General features: G+C 43.8%; 17 protein-coding genes and 1 tRNA gene. 8 read left to right on the plus strand and 10 right to left on the minus strand.

All coding sequences use genetic code 11. The features are described from left to right. Positions 1–4: 4 nt before the first annotated feature. Positions 5–1120, minus strand: a complete 1116-nt coding sequence (locus tag HQM11_01125; protein MBF0349600.1) for a DUF3187 family protein — start codon at positions 1118–1120, stop codon at positions 5–7. Here HQM11_01125 and HQM11_01130 point away from each other — a divergent pair. The 8 genes from HQM11_01130 (at position 1110) to fliM (ending at position 12543) form a co-directional block, all read left to right on the plus strand. Continuing rightward, positions 1110–1514: a hypothetical protein gene (locus HQM11_01130; GenBank protein MBF0349601.1), complete on the plus strand. Its 405-nt coding sequence runs from the start codon at positions 1110–1112 to the stop codon at positions 1512–1514. The genes HQM11_01125 and HQM11_01130 overlap by 11 nt on opposite strands. Positions 1515–1757: 243 nt before the next feature. Further along, on the plus strand, positions 1758–5636 hold the full coding sequence (locus HQM11_01135; GenBank protein ID MBF0349602.1) for a hypothetical protein: 3879 nt from the start codon (positions 1758–1760) through the stop codon (positions 5634–5636). A gap of 62 nt (positions 5637–5698) precedes the next feature. Beyond that, entirely contained in the window at positions 5699–6262 is a 564-nt protein-coding gene (gene efp / locus HQM11_01140) for an elongation factor P (protein ID MBF0349603.1), read from the plus strand. Beyond that, positions 6262–7533 carry an EF-P lysine aminoacylase GenX gene (gene genX, locus HQM11_01145; GenBank protein MBF0349604.1) on the plus strand — a complete coding sequence of 424 codons (1272 nt, stop codon included), beginning with the start codon at positions 6262–6264 and terminating at the stop codon, positions 7531–7533. The genes efp and genX overlap by 1 nt, the downstream gene beginning before the upstream one ends. A 30-nt stretch (positions 7534–7563) precedes the next feature. Beyond that, complete coding sequence (gene argF / locus HQM11_01150) at positions 7564–8490, plus strand: ornithine carbamoyltransferase (protein ID MBF0349605.1); 927 nt, start codon at positions 7564–7566, stop codon at positions 8488–8490. Positions 8491–8530: 40 nt separating this feature from the next. Next, entirely contained in the window at positions 8531–9823 is a 1293-nt protein-coding gene (locus tag HQM11_01155) for a citrate synthase (GenBank protein MBF0349606.1), read from the plus strand. A gap of 205 nt (positions 9824–10028) precedes the next feature. Then, on the plus strand, positions 10029–11429 hold the full coding sequence (sthA, locus tag HQM11_01160; protein MBF0349607.1) for a Si-specific NAD(P)(+) transhydrogenase: 1401 nt from the start codon (positions 10029–10031) through the stop codon (positions 11427–11429). 106 nt (positions 11430–11535) lie between these two features. Next, a complete protein-coding gene (gene fliM / locus HQM11_01165) occupies positions 11536–12543 on the plus strand; it encodes a flagellar motor switch protein FliM (protein MBF0349608.1) in 1008 nt (335 codons plus the stop codon). Here fliM and panB read toward each other — a convergent pair whose 3' ends face one another. The 9 genes from panB to HQM11_01210 all read right to left on the minus strand — a co-directional run bounded on the left by panB (position 12544) and on the right by HQM11_01210 (position 20787). Further along, positions 12544–13353: a 3-methyl-2-oxobutanoate hydroxymethyltransferase gene (gene panB / locus HQM11_01170; GenBank protein MBF0349609.1), complete on the minus strand. Its 810-nt coding sequence runs from the start codon at positions 13351–13353 to the stop codon at positions 12544–12546. Positions 13354–13457: 104 nt separating this feature from the next. Further along, positions 13458–15293: an RNB domain-containing ribonuclease gene (locus HQM11_01175; protein MBF0349610.1), complete on the minus strand. Its 1836-nt coding sequence runs from the start codon at positions 15291–15293 to the stop codon at positions 13458–13460. 155 nt (positions 15294–15448) lie between these two features. Beyond that, positions 15449–16282, minus strand: a complete 834-nt coding sequence (locus HQM11_01180) for a hypothetical protein (GenBank protein MBF0349611.1) — start codon at positions 16280–16282, stop codon at positions 15449–15451. A gap of 17 nt (positions 16283–16299) precedes the next feature. Next, positions 16300–16770, minus strand: coding sequence for a DUF2007 domain-containing protein (locus HQM11_01185; protein ID MBF0349612.1), 471 nt, complete (start codon positions 16768–16770; stop codon positions 16300–16302). Positions 16771–17128: 358 nt separating this feature from the next. After that, positions 17129–17204, minus strand: a tRNA-Lys gene (locus tag HQM11_01190). A gap of 88 nt (positions 17205–17292) precedes the next feature. After that, a complete protein-coding gene (locus HQM11_01195) occupies positions 17293–17853 on the minus strand; it encodes a hypothetical protein (GenBank protein ID MBF0349613.1) in 561 nt (186 codons plus the stop codon). A gap of 13 nt (positions 17854–17866) precedes the next feature. Next, positions 17867–19597, minus strand: coding sequence for a hypothetical protein (locus HQM11_01200; protein MBF0349614.1), 1731 nt, complete (start codon positions 19595–19597; stop codon positions 17867–17869). A gap of 14 nt (positions 19598–19611) precedes the next feature. Next, a complete protein-coding gene (locus tag HQM11_01205) occupies positions 19612–20133 on the minus strand; it encodes a hypothetical protein (protein ID MBF0349615.1) in 522 nt (173 codons plus the stop codon). A 9-nt stretch (positions 20134–20142) separates the two neighbouring features. Further along, positions 20143–20787 (minus strand): hypothetical protein, encoded by a 645-nt coding sequence (locus HQM11_01210; protein MBF0349616.1) that lies wholly within the window; start codon positions 20785–20787, stop codon positions 20143–20145. Positions 20788–20790: the final 3 nt, after the last annotated feature.

A 20790-nucleotide genomic window follows, 5' to 3' on the forward strand; every position in this document is an offset into this window, starting at 1 on the left:
GGCTTCAATAAGCCAGAATCAGCCTGAAAAAGAAACTGGCATCAATGTTGTGCGGTTCCCAGGTGACATTGTTGACCAATCCCGTTTCCACATTCAAATTTTCGCCAACCGCGATTCGGATGGCCAGAGCCCGTTCCCGCAAATCATGATGCAGACTCTCCCTGCCATCTTTGGGGAAGATGGTGGAATAAAACAGGTCCTGAATCAGAAAATAAGTATACTCTGAGAGTTGGAATACAAATCCCAGAAAAAAGAAATTGAGAGGAGTGGGGGATTTCTCAAAACGTGGTTTGTGGGAGATGGTTTGTGCTCGGCCCACATGAAGTGCCCAGGTATCTCCCAGATAAGATGATTCAAGAGCCATGTTGTAATCGTTAAAATCAGGAGATGTCTCCTTGGATACTGTATTGAGAGTTTCCAGATATTGGTCTTCAAAGTTGGAGGCAAGTTTGAAAGAGAACGCAAAATGTTCACTCTGAATCAGCGTTTGTTTGAGGGACAAGGTGCGTGATTCAATTTGGTATTCATGGGTTGGTTGATCCTGAAAATACACAAATTTTTGTTCCTCATTATCCCAGACAAAAATGCTGAATGAATCCCGGCTTGCCTGGTTGCGTTCATCGCTCATGCCCCACAAACGATGATATTGTTCAATCACCCGATCCAGTTCGCCCCCACGGAAATAAATATCCCGATAGGCCCACTGTATCTCGGTAGAACTACCCCATTGCAAGCTGAACAGGGCAATCCGTCGCAGGTATTCTCCATCCTGAAAAATGGAATAGCCACGGCCTTTGCAGTTCCAGTCATAAGCAGGTAATTCAACATGATATCCTTCACAGCGTTTGAACCGTATGGGAAAGTCTTCTGGAGGGCCATCTACGCCTACATTCACGCTCTTTTCAAAAAAATTTACATGGTAATATCCCAAGTCCAGAATCGCCCATTGACTATCCTTTTGTCCGGCGGTATCTGGCATGTAAAGTGTATTTACAAAAAAAAGTGGATGCTGGGGGCCAATGGACAAGGGACGATACATATAAAAAGAATTCAAACCCCATGCGTTTGATATGTAGATCAGCCAGAAGATTCCCCCCAAAACAAAGCGAATGGTCATCATGATGCTCCGGAAAAGTGAATATTTGCAGAAATGCAACAAACATTCCCATCTCTTGACATTCCTCCTGGTACTATCCCTGGCAGAAAGTTGTGCTGTGGAATCCGCCAAAGCCAAACTTCAGCTTAAAATTATGCCTTCCACCACGATCCATGTTGGCGAAACACTGACCCTTGATGCCTCTGAGTCGGTTTATGATCTGATTGCCTGGAAACTCGATGGCGTGATCTATGGCCCCTGTCAAACTGAAGAAGTGTGTGAACTCACGTTTGATCAGCCTGGATTTCATGAAATGCTGGTGGAAGTGACGATGGATTCAAAACCTGATGTGCTGGGTGTTTCTAAAACCAGGCATTCCATCGATGAACAATTACTGGAAATCACCGTTCTGCCTTAATTTTTTGTAAGATCACTGTTTACATGTTTGGACAGTCCGTCCATTATTTATCAAAGATTCCATAACAAAATCTTGAAAGGTATAATTCTTTCTTTGCCAATCGAGGTGTTGATTTTTGAGGTCATTTGCGCTTAAAGTTTAGTTAGGCCTTCAACTTTTAAGAGGATGAATCATGATGATGCATGAAAACATGCTATGTTTGTATAAGCAATAACAAGTGATGATACCCGTTATGGAGCAAGAATGAGTCTTTTTTCCAAAATGGTCGGAAAGAAAAGCTCTCCCACATCGGCAAAAAAAGGGGTGACGCCAGCAAAAACGGCTGTAACTCCGCAAAAAAACAAAACAACCTCTGTTAAAAACACACTCGCTCCAGTTGTATCTGAAAAAGATAATTTTTCCAAAAAATCTCCCCAATATTCTCAACAACTGGAATCCCTGAAAGGACTGCATCAATGGTTTTTTCCGGGGGCTGTTCCTGAGGAAATGAATGAACTTCTGCCCAAAATATTACGAGTACTTCAGGATTACACGATCACTGAGGCTCTGGAGCAATCTTATCCTGCGGATAGTCTGAATGATTATAAAAATTATGCTGAACTTGAATTCAAGACGATGGGAGAGACCAACAGATTGCGTTGCCAGAGTCTTTTGGAACTAGCCGAAGAAAATTTGCGGAAAGTGATTTTTGAACTAATTATTTTGTTTCATATTAACCCTGAAAATACCGCACCTGTGGAGGTTACCCCGAAAACCAGGCATTTTGATGAAGCCGGGCGCCCTGTTGTTCAAAAATACTCCTTTGATATTTTTCCCTCTGGTTGCATTTCAGGAATTGAGGGCATCACGCGTTTTCTTCCGAAAGAGAGTATTGAAAATAAGGGTGGTTTGTATGATGTGTTGAAATTCGAATATCCATCGCTCATGGAGCACTTCCAGAAAAAACAGGGGCCGTTTGCGATCAAGGCCTTGACCACACTGGGCAGTCTTGGCGGCATTGGTCATAAACAGGATTCAGATATTGACGCGCAGATTGTGATCAACAGCAGTCCTGAATACAATTATCGATGGAATGATGGTGATTTTTTTATTGCAATCCTTACCAAGGTTTTGTGTCGTGTTCAGGCCTATTTCTGGAACAGTGTACTGAGCGAAGGGGAGCGAAACGTTATTAAAAATCAGGCCTTCCAGATTCTTCAAAAGAGGGTTGGAGGCGCTGTGCCCCTGGAGGATCACAAACTGATTCCAGAGATCTTCCCCAGTTCCATTCAGCATGAAATCTTTCGTTTGAGTTGGGACCGCTTCCTGGTAATTCCTCAAAAGCAGCAAACAGCCATCATCTGGAAAGAGTTGGCTGAGACGATTTCCGTGTTTCCTCATATTTCAGCATATCTGCAGTGTTTCATCGATTTTTTCCCGTTTTTACAGCAGGTTCCCAAGGAAAAAGTGCATCTACGGTGTCTGCCGTTTTATAAAGAGCAGATCGACCAAAATGCTGTTGTGCAGTGGCTTTCGGGATTCTATGCGGACGCAATGAATCCCAACGATAGAGATCTGTTGCTGAAATACATTGCCAAAAAGAAAAATATTTCAGTGGACCAGATTCCACCGAAACTCAAGTATGCGGTGTTTCTGGATCATTTGACCAAGTCTCCTTCCCGCTGGTCCATTCTCAACGAATTTCTGAATTATCTGTCAGAACGCATTCCCTTTCATCAAAGCAAAACATCTCTGACAAAAATTATTCCGATTCTGCGTGAGATGTATGATCCTCAAAACCGGTTTTTTAACAATACCAGGATTGAGGCCATCCAGGAACAGAGCAAACAACGTTTTCGCAATCAGATGGTAGTCCTGATTGAGGAATACGAAGATTGGGAAGCACAGAAAGGCGAAGCGGTTCATGAAATTAATTTTTATAAAAAGACCAAGGTGGTTGAGCAGTATTTGAGCATGAAATATCCGGATGTGGAAATTCATTTGTTTACCAATTTATTGAGAAATCAACGCCGGGGCAAACACACACCTTTTCTGGTATCACCTGAAGGGAGCATGGCTTATTATCTGATGTTGAATGATCTGTTGCTCAATCCGTCGGTGCTCTTTTGTGGGATTTCACCATTTCCATTTGATATTCCTCATGAATTTAAAGTTTTAACGCGAGTGGGCGTTTGCGCGAATCAAAACTGGAATATGAACCAACTCAGAGATGGGGCCCAGGAAAAATTTTCAATACAGCAACTGCCGGATTGGGGACAGGTGGACATTTCCAAAGATGTCTTTCTGGAACATGCCATTCCAATTTTTCTCAGGGAAAGCGAGAAAGTAAGCCATCGCAATCTGCCCAAGGCCTTGCTGAATTGCTGGTGGATCGAGATGATTTGCGGCACCGGTGAGGATGACCATTGTGTCCCAACCAGCCTGACACGGTTGTTGTGGAATCCGAATCAGCGGTATTTTATACGTGAAGGCGTGGAGAATGAATATGTCATCATCATTCGTACTCTTGAAAGTGATTATCCTCAGCTTCAACAGGATCCCTGGTGGATCAAATTCACGGAAATGCTGACCCGTACCAAAGATTCCATGGTTCAAAAACAGATGGTGTATTGTTTTGCGCAACATGTCCGGATTTCTGACATCATTAATTTTAACAATGAGGCAAAACCCATCTGGATCGATAAAAATGAGGCTTCCTGGCGTCTGAAATGTTTGATCAACTTTTATGAATTGTTTTTTAAGGATCAGGAAGAGCGCATCAATCTGATGAAATTGGCACAAGGACGAGATGATGTTAGCCACAAAATGGAACTTCTTCTGAAGCAGACCTTTCTCAAATCGATGCAGAATGTGGAAAAAAGAATTTTGACGTTCAACCAGAAACGGGCCATGCAAAAACTGGTTCCTTACATCAACAAGGCGACTGCTGGTAAATATACTCCGGATGAAATCCGTGATTTTCTGGATCCTCTGCTCAAAATTCTTTATCAAAAAATCGTGATTGCTGATGAGTCAATCCTGGCACTGCCTGTTGCGGACCTGGATCAGATTCAAAAAATCCAGCTTCAGGAACTTAAAAAAGAGCGGAGCAAACTGGAGCTGGTGAGCAATAATATTCTGGATTTTTATCAATCCCAGAATTTTAAGATGGAGGGCAACACCATCAAAAAAATTATTTTAGGCTCCAATATCAAAATGGGCGGCAATGCAATGGAAAATTTTATTTTCAAATACCATTTTGAAAAGAATTTTGAAAAACGTCCTTTTCAGGTGCCATTGCCCATTTCCAAAACACTGTGCATCCCGCGTAATAAAATTTCTATTGAATTTCTTGATAAAAACCAAAAATGGCTGTTCAAGTCGATTATCAGCAAGAAAGAAGCCCGTCGGTCAGGAACCTTTCTTGATAATGAGATGGCCATGTTCACCGACCATTTGATTCAGGGACTGGCACGTTGTGTTTTCAGTGGTTACATCGGTTTTGACTCCAGGAATATGACTTATTTTGAGAAACCCGCGTCATCCTCTAAAAAACCAATTGCGACCAACCCTGTGACTCATCAGGATCTTCAGTTTCTGGCGGCGGAATTCAACCAGTTTTTTCAGCCGATTGTCGTGTCATCACGGGAATTTTTGAATGATACCCATTATTTACGAGATATTTTTATGGTGTGTCATGTCAATCGGCACAATATTTTGTCGCTGGTTGTGCGTGATAACCTGGATAGCAGGTTTGTGGTCGATATGGATATTTCCAATATTGAAGTCAGGATGGAAATGAAACATCCTGGAATGGGAGAAAAATTCCCTCGATTTTTACAACAGCTTTATAGTACAGAATGCCGACAGCTCTTCCTGTCAACATTAGACCAGTTGAAAATTCCCCTGGATCATGAAAAACCTCCAAGAGTAAAAATCTGGGTTAACACCGGAAGTTTCAATTTATCGGTGGCTCCCAAATTCTATCGGGTTTATGTGGATGGCATCGTAAACGATTTATGGCCTGATGACGTGACCAGTCCTCATTTTCTGAATCCTGCACCGTTGAAAAAGTCGTTTGACGTCATGGGTAAAGACGCGATTCGTGTTTATCAGGAAAATCAGGGCAAAGCGACTGGATGAACAGGGCTGTAAAAACCCGGGAAAGGTTCCCTATTGATTAACTTTTTGACTAATGAGTGGTTGTGTACGAAACATCCGATATTCGCAAAGGATTACGTGTTGAAATTGATAATAACCCCTATGTGGTGATTGATTTCCAGTTTGTAAAACCCGGAAAGGGAAATGCCTTCACTCGAACCCGAATCAAGAACATGTTGACCGGAGCTGTGCTGGATCGAACTTTTAAAACAGGCGAAAAACTCAAACCCGCCAATATGGAAGACAAAGCGGCTCAATATCTGTATAAAGATTCTGCCTGCCATTTCATGGATACCAGCAACTATGAACAGCTTGAAGTGTCCATGGACCAGGTTGGAGACGCTATCAATTATCTGGTTGAAAACATGGAGGTCAACCTCAGTTTTTATAATGGAAGAGCCATTGGCATCACACTGCCTAACTTTGTCATTCTGGAAATTGTGGATACCGCTCCGGGAGAGAAAGGCAACACGGTCACAGGTGCCACGAAACCCGCTACGCTTTCTACAGGCCATATGGTGTATGTTCCTCTGTTTTTTGCGACCGGTGAGTTTGTCAAGGTGGATACACGAACCGGCGAATATGTGGAACGGGTTAAAGTCAAGTAATGCTTCATAGCAGACAGACGCCATACCGGACACATCGGAAGCCTCTTCTTTCCATCGAAAAGCTTGACGCGGGACAATATGCCGGCCGATTTTCGGGTTATGTAGAAGGTGAAAAAACATTTGCCTGGGTTCTGCTCGAGGAGGTAGCGTTTAAGTTATGCTTTCAGCAGTATCCTCAAATCCCTGAAGGTGCCATTATTCGCTTTGACGTGGATCACTCCTGTCACGTTCTGGATGTTGAAATTCTGAATTGTCCTGTCACGTCTGTGCCTGCGTCAGGAGATGTTTTAAGGTGGCGTCAGGGAACTGTGCCAAGAATGAAGATCCTGCGGGAACGTCACAGTATTTTGCGAGATGTCCGGAACTGGTTTGATCAACAGGATTTCATGGAAGTCCAGACGCCCTGCCTTGTGCAGGCTCCCAGTCCGGAAGCACAGTTTTTTCCGTTTCGAGTGGAAGAAGATAATTATCTGATCACTTCACCTGAATTTCAGATGAAACGACTGCTGGTCGGCGGTTTCGAGCGCATTTATCAGATAACAACCTGTTTTCGTGGAAAAGAAAACGGGAGCCGGCATAATCCTGAATTTACGATGCTGGAATGGTACAGGGCTTTTGACACATTGGGTCGTATTTATCAGGATTTACTTGAATGCCTCGTTTGTGTTACAGAAAACCATCTGGCGCGGACAGGTGGCAGTGATTCGATTTTTCTGAAACCATGGCAATATGCCTCTGTAGCAGAAGTTTTTCAGGAATATTTACACCTTCCTGCTGAAGCTTTACTGTCAAAGCACGCACTTAAATTGCACGCCTTGGAGCAGAAACACGGAGCATGTCTGGAAAACGCAGAGAGCTATGAAGAAATTTTTTTTCGCTTATGGCATCTCATGGAACCCAAATTGGGCCACTCCAGTCCAATTGTGGTCTATGACTGGCCTGTGCAACTTGCCAGTCTTGCCAGGACTCGGGAAGATCATCCTGAGTTTGTGGAACGTGCGGAACTGTATGTTTCCGGCATGGAATTGTCCAATGGTTTTGGTGAATTGATCGATGCGTCAGTTCAGCGTCAGCGTTTTGAGCAGAATCTGGTGGATTATGCAGAGATCCATCGTCGCCTGCCACCGCTTGATGAATGTTTTTTATCCAGCCTCGAACAGGCTATGCCCCCCAGCGCCGGAATTGCGTTGGGTCTGGACAGAGTTGTCATGTTGCTGACTGGAACCACTTCCATTCAGGATGTTTTGTGTTTTGCGTGGAATGAACGATAAAAATTATGAAATTATAATGATGAGTCACCCATGAAACGAGATTTTATTTCACTACTGGACTGGAGTTCCCGGGAAATCAGGGAAACCCTTGAACTGGCAAAAGAATTGAAACGTCTTAATCTCAAAGGCGAATGTCCGCAATACCTTAAAGGAAAATCCTATGCGATGATTTTTCACAAGGATTCTCTCAGAACCCGTGTTTCTTTTGAAGTTGGGATCAAACAGATGGGAGGACATTGTGTTCATCTCACCGACAAAGATTTTGTCATGGGAAAACGCGAACCTGTCGCTGATGTGGCCCAGGTGCTATCACGGTATGTGGATGGCATTCTGATCAGAACATTTGGACACCAGGAAGTTGTCAGACTGGGACAGGTCGCCAGTGTGCCTGTCATCAACATGCTGACAGACTGGTTGCACCCTTGCCAGATCATGGCCGATATCATGACGATTGAAGAACATCAGGGCAGTTCTGAACGTGCAAGGGTGGTTTATCTGGGCGATGGTAACAATGTGACCAATTCATGGATCAACATGGCCGCCAGACTTCCCCTTGATTTATGGGTTGTGACATCACCGGAAACTCTGCCCGATATGGAACTTGTGGAAAATGCCCGCAAAGAAGGACTTTCCAACATTCATGTTGTTCATTCCTGGGATGACGCTGTCAAAAATGCGGATGTCCTGTATACCGATGTGTGGGCCAGCATGGGCGAAAAAGAAAAAATTAATGAACGTGTTCAGATGTTGCAGGGATTTCAGATCAATCAGAACATGGTCAATCACAGCAAGAAAAATGTCATGGTTATGCATTGTCTACCTGCCGAAAGAGGCCATGAAATCACCGCCGAAGTGCTGGATGGTCCGAATTCCGTAGTGTTTGATCAGGCCGAAAACAGGTTACATGCCCAGAAGGCAATCATGGTTCAGTTAGAAAAATGGAGAACTGCGGGTTAAGCCACAGGAGCTCACTTTATAATTCTGGTAATGAGGTTGTATGTCTGAAAACGTTAAGATTACTTTTCCTGAAGGAAAAACAATTGAATGCCCGGTAGTCACAGGGTCTGAAAATGAAAAAGCGATTGATATTTCCAAATTACGCAGTTCAACCGGCTATATTACTCTGGACCCCGGCTATATGAATACCGGTGCCTGTGTCAGTTCCATTACCTATCTGGATGGTGAAACAGGTATTTTGCGCTATCGGGGAATACCGATTGAACAACTGGCCGAGAATTCTACATTCACAGAAGTTTCCTATCTTCTGATTTATGGCGAATTACCCAATCAAACAGAATTGAAACGTTTTTCCAGCGGACTGACGGCCCATTCCATGATCCATGAAGACATGATCAATTTTTTTGAAAGTTTTTCCGTACAGCCTCATCCGATGGCAACCTTGTCGGCCATGGTTTGTTCGCTGTCAGCTTATTATTCCGAGGCCTCCGGTACAGTGGATATGCATGAGTTTGACCGGAATGTGACCCGCCTGCTGGCGAAAATCCGTACCATTGCGGCGTTTTCATATAAAAAATCAATCGGTCAGCCGTTTGTTTACCCCAAAGATTCACTGGCTTATTGCGCGAATTTTCTGCGGATGATGTTTGCTGTTCCCGCGGAAGAATATGAATTGGATCAGGAGATTGTTGATGCGCTGGATTTGCTGTTGATCCTGCATGCGGATCATGAACAGAATTGTAGCGCATCGACAGTAAGAGGTGTCGGTAGCAGTCACGCCAATATTTACGCATCAATCGCATCTGGAATTCTTGCGTTGTGGGGACCATTGCATGGCGGTGCCAATCAGCAGGTGATGTTCATGCTGGAAAAGATTCATGCCAATGGCGGGAATGTGGATACCTTTATGGAGCAGGTTAAGGACAAAAATTCCACTGCACGATTGATGGGGTTTGGGCATAGAGTTTATAAAAACTACGATCCACGGGCTAAAATTGTCAAACAGGCTTGTGACAGGATTCTAAATAAACTGGGAATTAAAGATCCTCTGCTGGATATTGCCATGAAACTTGAAGAACGGGCATTGGCAGAGGACTATTTTATTGAAAGAAAACTGTATCCAAACGTTGATTTTTACAGTGGTATCATCTATCGGGCCATTGGTATTCCCAGCAATATGTTTACAGTCATGTTTGCACTTGGACGTATTCCGGGGTGGATTGCTCAATGGAAAGAAATGCATGATGATCCGGCTACCAAAATCATGCGTCCCCGTCAAATTTATTCAGGACCGACCGTGCATGATTATGTCCCTATGAAAGATCGAGTCTGACAGATAATATTCCAATCCTTGTTTCCTCTCTTGAGTCAGGATGTCCTCTTGACAACCCTGACTCGCTCTTACATAGACTAAGAGTCCGCTTCTCTCAATTTTTTCAGGATCTGTTTTGTCGATGATTTCAGGAATATTGTATTATCAATATTTGTCATAATCACGATTTCGCAGAAGATCCGGCACAAGACTAAAGGAGTCTGATATGCAGGAAAGCATGCAATTTGATATCGCTGTGATAGGCTCAGGTCCAGCCGGAGAAAAAGCGGCGATGCAGGCCGCCAAGCTGGGTAAAAAAGTTGTTCTGATTGAAAAAAATAAACATATCGGGGGTGCGTCTCTGCACACAGGAACCATTCCTTCCAAATCGCTGAGAGAAACAGTGGTCGATCTGGAATTGCTTCACAAGATGACGCATGGGATCCAGATTTCTTACCGTGAAGGGTTGACGACTGAAGAATTCATGTCTTTGACCAAAGTTGTGATTGATGAGCAGGAAAGCCTGTTTCACAGGAACCTCAGCAAAAACCAGATTCCCTTGATTTTTGGCACGTCTCATTTCAAATCGGCCCACCAATTGGAAGTGGTTCGTGAACAAAATCCTCAGCCGCTGATTATTGAAGCCGATTATTTTGTGCTTGCGACTGGTTCTCATCCACATCATCCGGTATGGGCGCCATTTGACAATGAATCTGTTTTTGATTCTGACACCATTCTACAGATCAAGCATCTTCCCAAAAAAATCACGATCATCGGGGCTGGTGTGATTGGCTGTGAATATGCCTGTATATTCTCAAAATTGGGAATCCGGGTGAATTTGATTGCCAGAGATCGGGACATCCTGAATTTTCTGGATGGTGAAATTGTGGATACACTGGTCTATCGGATGCGTAACCAGCGGATCACCTTGCGTCTTGGTGAAAGTGTCAGGCACATTGAAAAAATTTCTCAGGATGAAGTTCATGTTCACCTGGATAGTGGAAAAATTCTTCCCTGTTCTACCGTGATGGTGGCCGCCGGAAGAAGAGCCAATACCGAAGGACTTGGACTTGAACAGGTCGGGATTGAGATGTCACCAAACGGGCCTGTCGCCGTGAATGAAAATTATCAGACTACTCAGGAAAATATTTATGCTGTGGGAGATATCATTGGCTTTCCCGCATTGGCATCAACAGCCATGACACAGGCACGAATTGCGGTATTGCATGCGTTTGGTGAACTTCATAATGAAAAAATGCCGACAGCGCTACCATTTGGCATCTGGACTATTCCCGCGATTGCCATGGCTGGGAAAACAGAGGAAGAACTGACGGATATGCAGATTCCCTATGAAGTCGGGATAGCGCATTTCAAAGAAGTAGTTCGTGCTAAAATTATGGGAGATGACGAGGGGATTCTCAAACTGCTGTTTGACCCCGGTTCATTGAAACTGCTGGGGGTGCATATCATTGGTCCCCGTGCGACAGAATTGATCCATTTGGGACAGGCTGTCCTTTATTTTGAGGGCACTGTTAAATATTTCATGAATGCGGTGTTCAATTATCCAACGCTGGATGAAGCCTACCGTATCGCGGCATTCAATGGTGTCAATCGGTTGCGGGTGTGAAACAGGGCAATATTGATTCATGAAAATCCAATATGCGGCCTGTCACAGTTATTGCATTGATAGGAGTTCACTGAATTTATGCCATAATTTTTGATGAAAGGTCACTATGGGAGCTGTCTTGTCACAACAGGAAGTTGATGCCTTGCTGAGAGGTGTCGCTGGTGATGATATGGGAAGCGATGATGAGGAAGAATATGATCCCAATGAGGTCGTCCCGTTTGACCTGACAGCTCAGGATCGCATCATCCGGGGACGTATGCCCACACTGGAGATCATCCATGACCGTTTTGTTCGACTGTTTCGACTGACATTGTCCAATGCGCTTCGTAAGGTGGTGGATATCAGTGTGCGTTCCACAGAGCTGATCAAGTTTGGCGAATTTTTGAAAACACTGCCTGTTCCGTCATCATTGAATCTTTTCCGCATGACGCCACTGAGGGGAAATGCCATCATGGTGCTGGAAACACGCCTTGTTTTCACATTGATTGATTTGTTTTTTGGTGGAACCGGAGAACTTGAAGTCAAGGCTGAAGGTCGTGATTTTACTGAAATTGAACAGCGTATGATCAAACGGGTGGTGATCAGTGCGTTGGAAGATCTGCAAAGTTCGTGGCGTCCTGTGTTTCCAATCCAGATCAATTACACTCGATCCGAGGTCAATCCACAGTTTGTGGCGATTGTGCCTCACAGCGAAATTGTGATTGTGGTGACCTTTGATGTGGAGATTGGACGTGCCCCCATGTCGATTACGGTATGTGTCCCCTACTCCATGATTGAACCCATCCGGGTCAAGCTCAATGCGGGTTTCCAGAGTGAACAGGATGAAGCGGATAATACGTGGATCAACAGGTTTAAGAAAAACCTGGATAAAGCTAATGTCGAATTTGTGGTGCAGTTGGGACAAACAAACATGAATGTCAGAAATTTCCTCAATCTGCAGGCCGGAGATCTCTTGTTGCTGGATCAGGAAGTCCATGAACCGGTTGATGTTCTCATCAATGGCGTCAAAAAAATTACCGGCTATCAGGGATCTTATAAAGGACACAAGGCGATCACGATCAAAGATTTGATTTATATCCCACCCATGGTGGATGAAATCTTTTCCAGTTCCTGATTATTTTTTAAGATGATACAGCTCTTTTTCAGCAGGATAATTCCCCCCCTGAACGTCCTCGAGCCATTTATGAATCCCCTCTCTGGCTGATTCCGCAAGAGAGGCGTAACGCCGCACAAAGGATGGCACTTTGCCAGTGGTCATTCCCAGCAGGTCATGAAATACCAGCACTTGTCCATCAACAAATCGTCCTGAACCAATGCCAATGGTAGGAATGTTTAGTTGTTTTGTGACATCTTGGGCGACTTCTTCGGTCACACACTCCAAAACAATGCTAAAAACACCTGCCTCTTCAAGTTTGGCAGCTTCATCCATTAATCTGGCCCGGTCGGTGTCGCTCTTGCCATCCACTTTATAGCCACCATAGACATGGACTGATTGGGGCCGAAAACCCAGATGTCCCATGACAGGAACTCCGATATCATTGAGCAGTGGAACAGCCTGAAGGATAGCAGGCGATGTTCCTTCCAGCTTAACCGCGCTGGCACTACTGGCTTTGAAAACTTCCATACAATGGCGAACTGTTTCTTCCACACTCACGCCAACACTTCCAAAGGGCATATCTGCAATGATGAATTTTTCCGGGGCATTTTGAACCACAATGCCTGAATGGTAGATAATGTGCTCCATTGAAACGCCAATGGTTGTGTTTTTTCCCTGGATCACATGTCCCAGCGAATCACCTACCAGAATCATATGAACGTCCGATTGACCCACCATGGTGGCAGAAAACGCGTCATAGGCGGTTAAGCATAAGATTTTTTCCTTTCCTTTCGCTTGTACAATCTGGGGAACACCGATTTTTTTCATAGGAACAGCTCCTGTCAATGATCCGGGGGATCGTTTGAAATATCATTTCACATTTCCAGGAAATGAAACCATGAGGTATCATTCCAACCACGAACAGAAATTTATCAGGAAGAAACAACATGTGCCTGAACAATATGTCGTTCACGGTCAACATGATCAATCTGAAGCAAAATCTCATCACCTTCCTGGTACGATGTCAATCCTGGTAATGACAGCACAAACAACAATTCTTTCAATTCTATGTTGGTGGCGTGGTGTTTGTGCCGTAGTATGGTGGCTTTGAATGGTTCGCCAATATGCTGAGACAGATAACGGATTTTCCAGTGTGCAGTGATCTCACGCTCTATCTGGGCATAGGTTTTTTGCTGGAGTTCGGCCTGTTGTGCCCAGACCATGAGTTTTTCTTCATCAAACAGAGATGGTCCATTGGCCAGACTTTGCTTTAATTGATGCTGCACGATTAAATCGGTAAAACGTCGGATTGGCGAGGTTACCTGTGTATAAACATCACATCCCAGACCTGAATGGCGCCCGGGGACGGTTGTGAGACGTGCCGGATCTATCTGGATATGGCGCATCTCTAGAGATTCTCCTGGTTGTGGCTGTTTTACAATCTCATAGGGCGGTTGCGTGCGGAAAATAGCCGGATATTTTTTTTCAGACAAGTATCTGGCCGTTTCATGATTCACCAGAATCGCCAATTCTTGAATGATCAGATTGGACGGACTGTTGCGGTCAAGAGGGATGATTTTGATTTGATCAGGATTGCTGATATCCATTTCTACTTCACGTCGTTCCAGTTCCAGAGCGCCATTTTCGATCCGACGTTTCATCAATGCCTGGCAGGCGGTGAATAGTCGCGGCCAGTAATCGGTTTCCTGACGGACATATTCATCGGCCTGATTATAACTGAGATTTCGGGATACCTGAATGGTTTCGCTACGAATTGCGTTTATTTGATAAGTTCCTGTTGCCGAAATTTCAAAAGTAAACGCAATGGCGGGTCTGTTTTTATGCGCCACCAGTGACAGTGCCTGATTGGACAGAATTTCAGGTAGCATGGGAAAGATTTGACGCAGTGTGTAAACGGTGGAAATTTTTTTTCTGGCATCCTCAAAAACCAGGGATTCAGGAGCTATTCTATCAGCAACATCTGTAATATAGACTACAATCGTTAGCTGTTGATCGTTCCAGGATAACACTGAAAAAGCATCATCATAGTCACGTGTCTTTTCAGAATCAATTGTCAGGCATTCCGCATTACTTGAAGGAGATTTTTCATGGAGAATTTCTGCGATACTCGTTGCTTCTTCCAATACATTTTGTGAAACATGGTCACGAATCTGCGATTTTTCCAATAAAAGTCGACACCACGAAACCGGCATTCCAGATTGTAACAACCATTTCCTGATTTTACATTCATCATCTCTCTCCAGGGTATTCCAATTCATCAAAGTGCTGATTTCTTTCCAGTGAGGAGACTCTTTAGCCTGGATCAATACACTGCGCAGTTGTTGAAGCCATTCACGCAAATCAGGATCGTCATCGACTGATAAGGACTGTTGCTGATCCAGTTGCATAATCCATTTCTGAATCTGAATACTTTTTGCGGCCAATTTCCGGGCTTGTCTGGTCTGCGTTTCAATCAGTTCGAGTTCGGCAGATGTCCTGGGAATGAAGGTTTGGTGACGGGTGCGTTTGAACCAGAGATTGTCTTCAAGCAAGGCGATGAGCAATGCCAAACGGGGAACAGGTTGGGGGGAATCCAGAAAGTTTTCTGCCAGTTCTTCCAGCGTATATTCCTGATCAGGCACTAGAAGCTCATGAATAATTTGAAGGTCTTGCTGTTGTCGGATTTCCTGAATTTCATGGATTTGGTGTTCCAGCAGAATTCTTATACGGGATGATTCAGTGATGGATACCGGGATGCTCCATTTCATCAAAAGCCGATTTTCAGGAAGAAACAACTCTTTGCCCTGAAAGGGTTGTATGATCAGTTTATTTTTTTGCTCACCTGCAATCCATCCAAAGGTAAGGTGATCATCTTTGAAAAAGAGGCAACATTCAGTCAAATGGCTGGACATAAACAATAGAGTTAAAATTTTGCGGTGATAGTAGCGCTCATGAGGAGTCCGGTGAAATAAACTTCTTCGGCGGCACCCGGCGCCTGTGGATTGCCGTAAAAAATATTTTCATCTTTTTGAATGATGACTGTTTTAGTAATGAAATGCATGGAAAACCTGAAGCCAAATGTCTCCCCATTGGTATCTATCGCAACAAATCGGATCGGAACCGGGGCAGCCTGGAATCGCTGCAATTGTGTACTGCTCCTGAAGTGGTTTGCTGCAGAACCCCGGAATCCACCACGATAGATACCCTGAATTTTGGCAAATCCTGTGCCTACGGAAATATCAATGTCTGATTCATTTGGGTTAAATAGCGGATGGATGGCTGCTACAAACAAATCGTAATAGGTTTTCATCTGGACGATAGGACGTTCAGATCTTGGTACAGTCGTAAGTCCTCCTACAGTTCCATCATCTTCATAAGTGGTTACGTGTGTGTACATCAGCGAAACATAATTGATCAATGTGTCTGTCGGAAATGCATATTCAATGGTGGATGGAGGCATTTCATGGACAAATTTTTGTTCAATGGTTTCTTCTTTCTGCCCCTCTAGTCTCCCCCGGTAGTCCAAGGAAATGTTAACAGAAAATGGTGGAATATCAAAAGCCGCTGAACCACTCATTTGAGTGAATGGATGGGGGGTGTCATATCGTGGGGTTGTCAGTCCCAAAAAACCTAATCTCCAGTATGAATCAGTAGAACCACCACCTCCTCCTTCCTGGGCATAAAGATTGGGGGTTATAAAAAATATCAACACATACCCGCCGCACAAAATCATGAATTTTCTGAGCAAAGCAAGCATGTGACTCCTGTTTGAAATTATAATGGACCAGATGGCGCATTCTGATCCTGACGGTTTTTTATGAGATCCTTTGCTTTTCTCTCATCGGACGGTTTGACTAAAACTTTAATCTCCAGAGCATCGACTGGGTGTATCAGGATGCTGGCTTGCTGTTTGTTCAAGACCCTGGTTTCAATACCTTCTGCTTCCAGAAAACCTGAAACCAGCTCCGCTTCAATCACTGACGTTGACGCCAATACAGGGACCCATGAGGGGAACGTTGAGTTGTTTCGAGCCTCTTGTTTTTTTTTGCGATACTCATCAAGTGAGATTACCTCAGCGGTATTCTGGGGCCTCTGGGGTCGTGGTTTCTGTGAATATTCGGTGAATTTTATCACCAGGGCTCCTGCAAGGATGAGAATGCCATAAACCACCCATTGACTCTGTGGATTGAGTCCCCAAATCAATACGGAAGAAATGATTATAGTCAATGTCAGTATTTTTCCCATAAATCCCCCCTAAATCCCTCTGCAATGATGTTTATTGTCAATGTGATGAGCTGACAATCGTAAATGTGTCAATTTGATTTTATTAAATTGTGGAAATTCAGATTGATGCATATCCCTGAGATAGATTATCAGGATTTCAGCATAATAGGACGCTCAACTTATGCTTGAGGCAATGTCACAAACCATACAGATGAAGGAGCTTCTAACAGGCCTAAAAAACAACAGATATTTTTGAATATTAAACGGGATGAAAGGGGCTTTGCGGGGTAGAATGAGCCAATTTGAAATTGAGAAAAATACTTCAAATTGGTTTCAGGGATGTTGTATCTGATCAAAATCGGATCCCTATTTTTTTCTATGGTGGGTCGGCTGGGATTCGAACCCAGGACCACCTAATTAAAAGTCAGATGCTCTACCAACTGAGCTACCGACCCATCCAAAGAAAGTCGAAATGTATACTTAGCCTTAACATTAATGTCAATGTTTCTTTTTAGAAAATTCCCGTTTTTTCAACACAAATAATTATTCTGTTGGTTCTGTCTCATCCGTACCCGTGGTTGCCTGTTCCGGGGCCGGTAAATCCTGTTCCACTTGTTGGCGTATGACTTCAACCATGGTTTCCGACTTGTCTTCATTTGCAAAATATTCAAACAGCCAGTAACCCGGCTTATTCACAGCTTCATCGACTTCCACTGTGTAGACGATGGAGAATCGTGAAAGATTTTTAGTCAAGGTCACGATGCCATCCTGAAAATGAATTCCAGCGGCAAGATTGGCATCATGATCACCACGTTCTTCAATACTGCCACGCTGTTCCAGGACAATATTGCCCTCACCATCTGTAATACGTATTCCAAAAATATAGACATCCGGGTTCAAATCGAAATAATGCACCACAGGATAAAAGGTTTTTATACTTAAGGGAACCCGTTTGATGGAATCGATAGGGACTCCATTTTCATCAATCTGACTGGAAAAGCTGAAACTTGTATTATAAATGCTGTCCTGATTGCCATCACGCTCAGCACATCCGCTGAACAGGATGGCCGGAAGAAGTATCAGAAGTAACAGAAACAACCGCATGAATCCTCATAAATTATAATTCTTGAAATAAAGTGGGATCTTTTTGTTTGAAATATTTTTTCTCACGCTCGGACAATTGATGGATGGTTCGCCCCGTGATGATGGTCGGGGTCAATAAAATCACCAGTTCTGTTTTCTCTTTTTGAATTTTTGTGGATTTGAATAATTCGCCGAGGATGGGAATCTCACTTAAAATGGGCACTTTATTTTCTGATTCAGAAACACGATCCTTGATGAGTCCTGCAATCAGGATGGTTTCACCGTTACGTGCGTTTACCATGGTGTTGATTTCACGAACACTCAATACGGGTGCAGAGGCCATGATCGTTCCATATTGAGGATCTCTTATCACAGCATCCTCCCCGACGGTATCCGTAATCACCGGATGAATGTCGATCATGATGTCTCCGTTTTCACTGATATAAGGCGTGACCCTGAGAGAGATACCAATCGTAACATGTTCTTTTTCTGCGGTTCGTTGAATGATGGGGGTTCCTGAGGTTGCCAACGGAGTTTCTTTTATGGAAAAAACAGGCTGTTCCTTGGCAATTTTGATGATGGCCGGTTGATTGTTCAACGTAGAAATACTGGGTGAAGAAAGAATCTTTACTTCCTGATTTTCCTGCAATGCTCTCAAGATCGCACTGGCTCGACCACGATCTCCACGAATTGTTGCTGAAAAAAACGACGAATCAGAAAAGGGGGGTTCCGAAGTAAAGCCACTCACACCATTTTGTTGTCGTTCACCAAAAGGGGTGATTCTTTCCCAGTTCACACCAAATTGAGTGTTGTCATCCAGGGTGACTTCAGCAATTTTGGCTTCTATGCGAACCTGGCGGTGAACAGAGTTTTCTACGACTTCCAGAAATTTGGCGACGTCATTGATGATTTCTTTACTGGCACGTACCAAAATCAGTCCGCTGTTTTTATTAATAACCAACTTAGGTTGCTCCCCCGCTACGGGCATAATTTGGGAGCCTTGCGAAACAGTTTGTGCCGAAACCGGCGGTTGTGCCGAGGACGCTGAGGAGAACAGACTGCCTAACCCTCCACTTGACGTTGGTGCCGTAGTAGTTGGCGATGTTTCCTGACTATCGCCTTGTTGAGGGTCACCTTCTGCGGCCGCGTCTTCTGTCGTAGAAAGGCCAACAAGCGCTTTGAGCTGTTTTTCAAGATCAACCCAGAAATCGGTTTCCATTTCACTGGTAATACTCCCTGTTCCTGTTCCTCCGGCTGTTTCTCCAATACTACTGACAGCGATTTCTCCTTTGCTGGAGCGTTTGATCATCAGGTGGTTCAAGGTAAATATTCGTGTTTCAAATTTTTTCCTGAAAACGCGAAGCACATTGCCTTCTCTTGAATAATCAAGGGCAATAGGGTCCAGCATGAAGAACAGAATTTCTTCAAGTGTTACCTGTTTAAGATCCACACTCACATTCCCTTCCACATCCGGATCGATCACAATGCTCAATTGACTGTCTCGGGCAAAAGCCTTGAGTACCTTACGAATATCGGTGTTTTCTACAGCGATAGTGAACAGGCGAGGTCCCTTTTTGTCTTCCATCTGGGCGACAGGAACTTCAGGTAATGCTTCAAGCCCGTCAGCTTTTTCACCTGTTAAAGGTTTATAGGGAGAAACTTCTATTTCATCCCGCGTTTTTTGAGGAGTACTTTTATACTGTGACGAACAGCCAACCAACATACTCATCAATACAATTCCCAAAATTGCCTTCATTTTATTCACATTGACCTCTCAGGTTAATACTCATCATCATTGCGAGATTCTTCTACGGAAAAACTAATGTCTGGCTGATTCAAAAACAAGGTTCTTTTCCCTCGTTTGGAGCGCAGAATAATGTAATCTTCGCCAATAGTCGCCAGTGTTTCGATTCCAATGGGATCGCCTTTTTTCAACACCTGACCACTAATGGTCGCCACATACTCTTTGCCATTAAAAAAAATCAATTCAAGGCTCAATTCAGGCAAAGGCTCTTCAAATGCCTGTTGGATAATCTGATTGATCCTGGTTTCTTCTACCGGTGTTGTGAATGGATCTCGAACCCATCCCAACCGCTGAATCCTTGCGATTTCCTGCTGGATTTCCTTGGAGGACACCTTTCCCGGAACTTCCTGCTGAATTTCTTCCACAGACGCGGTGTTCTCCTGTGAGGGGGTATAGGTGACTGACGGCGCTACAGAATCAAATAACCCGTTTGAATATGCGGCAAACAAGGCACCCACAGGCAACAGCAATAATGCGATTTTCTCACTGGTCTTCATGACAGCCTTTTAATTGTATTGAGGGAACGGATTTTTTTCCTTCCGATTCATGTAGTATACGGTCAAATGAGTTTTTACCAGACCATCTTTCTGAGACAATCTCATTTTGGCCACTTCCAGTACCAGGGGAAGTTGTCTCAGTTCTTTGATGAAACGGAAGACAGTTCCATATTGCGCGCTGAAATATATATCCAATTGTTGAATATTCAGAAACTGGTTTATTTTCTCATTTTGATAGGCATTGTTGATCTCGCCTTCAATGATATCAATATTCTGAATTCCTGTCAGTCGGGTGATACCATAAAGCATTTCATACAGGGAAACGGCTTCAATTGGAATATCTACGCCCTGAAAGGACCGATTAATCGCATCATAGGTGATCTGTTTGGGAAGTGCTGACGCCAAAGGATAACTATCCATAAACGTATCAGAGATTTTTTTCCACTGGGCCTTGTCTTCTTCTGTTACTTGTGAATATTGCGACACCTGACGTTGGGTTGATAAGACCTGTTTCTGAAGTTGTGTCAGCATGTCTTGCTGTTGTGATGTGTCCATGAAGGCCATACCTGCCAGATACCCCGTGATGAGCAGAACGATGAGTAACCCACCAAGGATTAATTCAGAGATAAACCATTTCAGATCTTTTATATTCATAAT

Source organism: SAR324 cluster bacterium (genome assembly GCA_015232315.1).
Lineage (GTDB): Bacteria > SAR324 > SAR324 > SAR324 > NAC60-12 > JADFZZ01.

What these genes read in the sequence shown, in the direction of transcription:
- HQM11_01210 (MBF0349616.1), bottom strand. Translation starts at nt 20,787, where the DNA reads ATGAATATAAAAGATCTGAAATGGTTTATCTCTGAATTAATCCTTGGT.
- fliM (MBF0349608.1), top strand. Translation starts at nt 11,536, where the DNA reads ATGGGAGCTGTCTTGTCACAACAGGAAGTTGATGCCTTGCTGAGAGGT.
- argF (MBF0349605.1), top strand. Translation starts at nt 7,564, where the DNA reads ATGAAACGAGATTTTATTTCACTACTGGACTGGAGTTCCCGGGAAATC.
- panB (MBF0349609.1), bottom strand. Translation starts at nt 13,353, where the DNA reads ATGAAAAAAATCGGTGTTCCCCAGATTGTACAAGCGAAAGGAAAGGAA.
- genX (MBF0349604.1), top strand. Translation starts at nt 6,262, where the DNA reads ATGCTTCATAGCAGACAGACGCCATACCGGACACATCGGAAGCCTCTT.
- HQM11_01185 (MBF0349612.1), bottom strand. Translation starts at nt 16,770, where the DNA reads ATGGGAAAAATACTGACATTGACTATAATCATTTCTTCCGTATTGATT.
- HQM11_01205 (MBF0349615.1), bottom strand. Translation starts at nt 20,133, where the DNA reads ATGAAGACCAGTGAGAAAATCGCATTATTGCTGTTGCCTGTGGGTGCC.
- HQM11_01175 (MBF0349610.1), bottom strand. Translation starts at nt 15,293, where the DNA reads ATGAAATGGAGCATCCCGGTATCCATCACTGAATCATCCCGTATAAGA.
- HQM11_01180 (MBF0349611.1), bottom strand. Translation starts at nt 16,282, where the DNA reads ATGCTTGCTTTGCTCAGAAAATTCATGATTTTGTGCGGCGGGTATGTG.
- HQM11_01130 (MBF0349601.1), top strand. Translation starts at nt 1,110, where the DNA reads ATGGTCATCATGATGCTCCGGAAAAGTGAATATTTGCAGAAATGCAAC.
- sthA (MBF0349607.1), top strand. Translation starts at nt 10,029, where the DNA reads ATGCAGGAAAGCATGCAATTTGATATCGCTGTGATAGGCTCAGGTCCA.
- HQM11_01155 (MBF0349606.1), top strand. Translation starts at nt 8,531, where the DNA reads ATGTCTGAAAACGTTAAGATTACTTTTCCTGAAGGAAAAACAATTGAA.
- HQM11_01125 (MBF0349600.1), bottom strand. Translation starts at nt 1,120, where the DNA reads ATGATGACCATTCGCTTTGTTTTGGGGGGAATCTTCTGGCTGATCTAC.
- HQM11_01195 (MBF0349613.1), bottom strand. Translation starts at nt 17,853, where the DNA reads ATGCGGTTGTTTCTGTTACTTCTGATACTTCTTCCGGCCATCCTGTTC.
- HQM11_01135 (MBF0349602.1), top strand. Translation starts at nt 1,758, where the DNA reads ATGAGTCTTTTTTCCAAAATGGTCGGAAAGAAAAGCTCTCCCACATCG.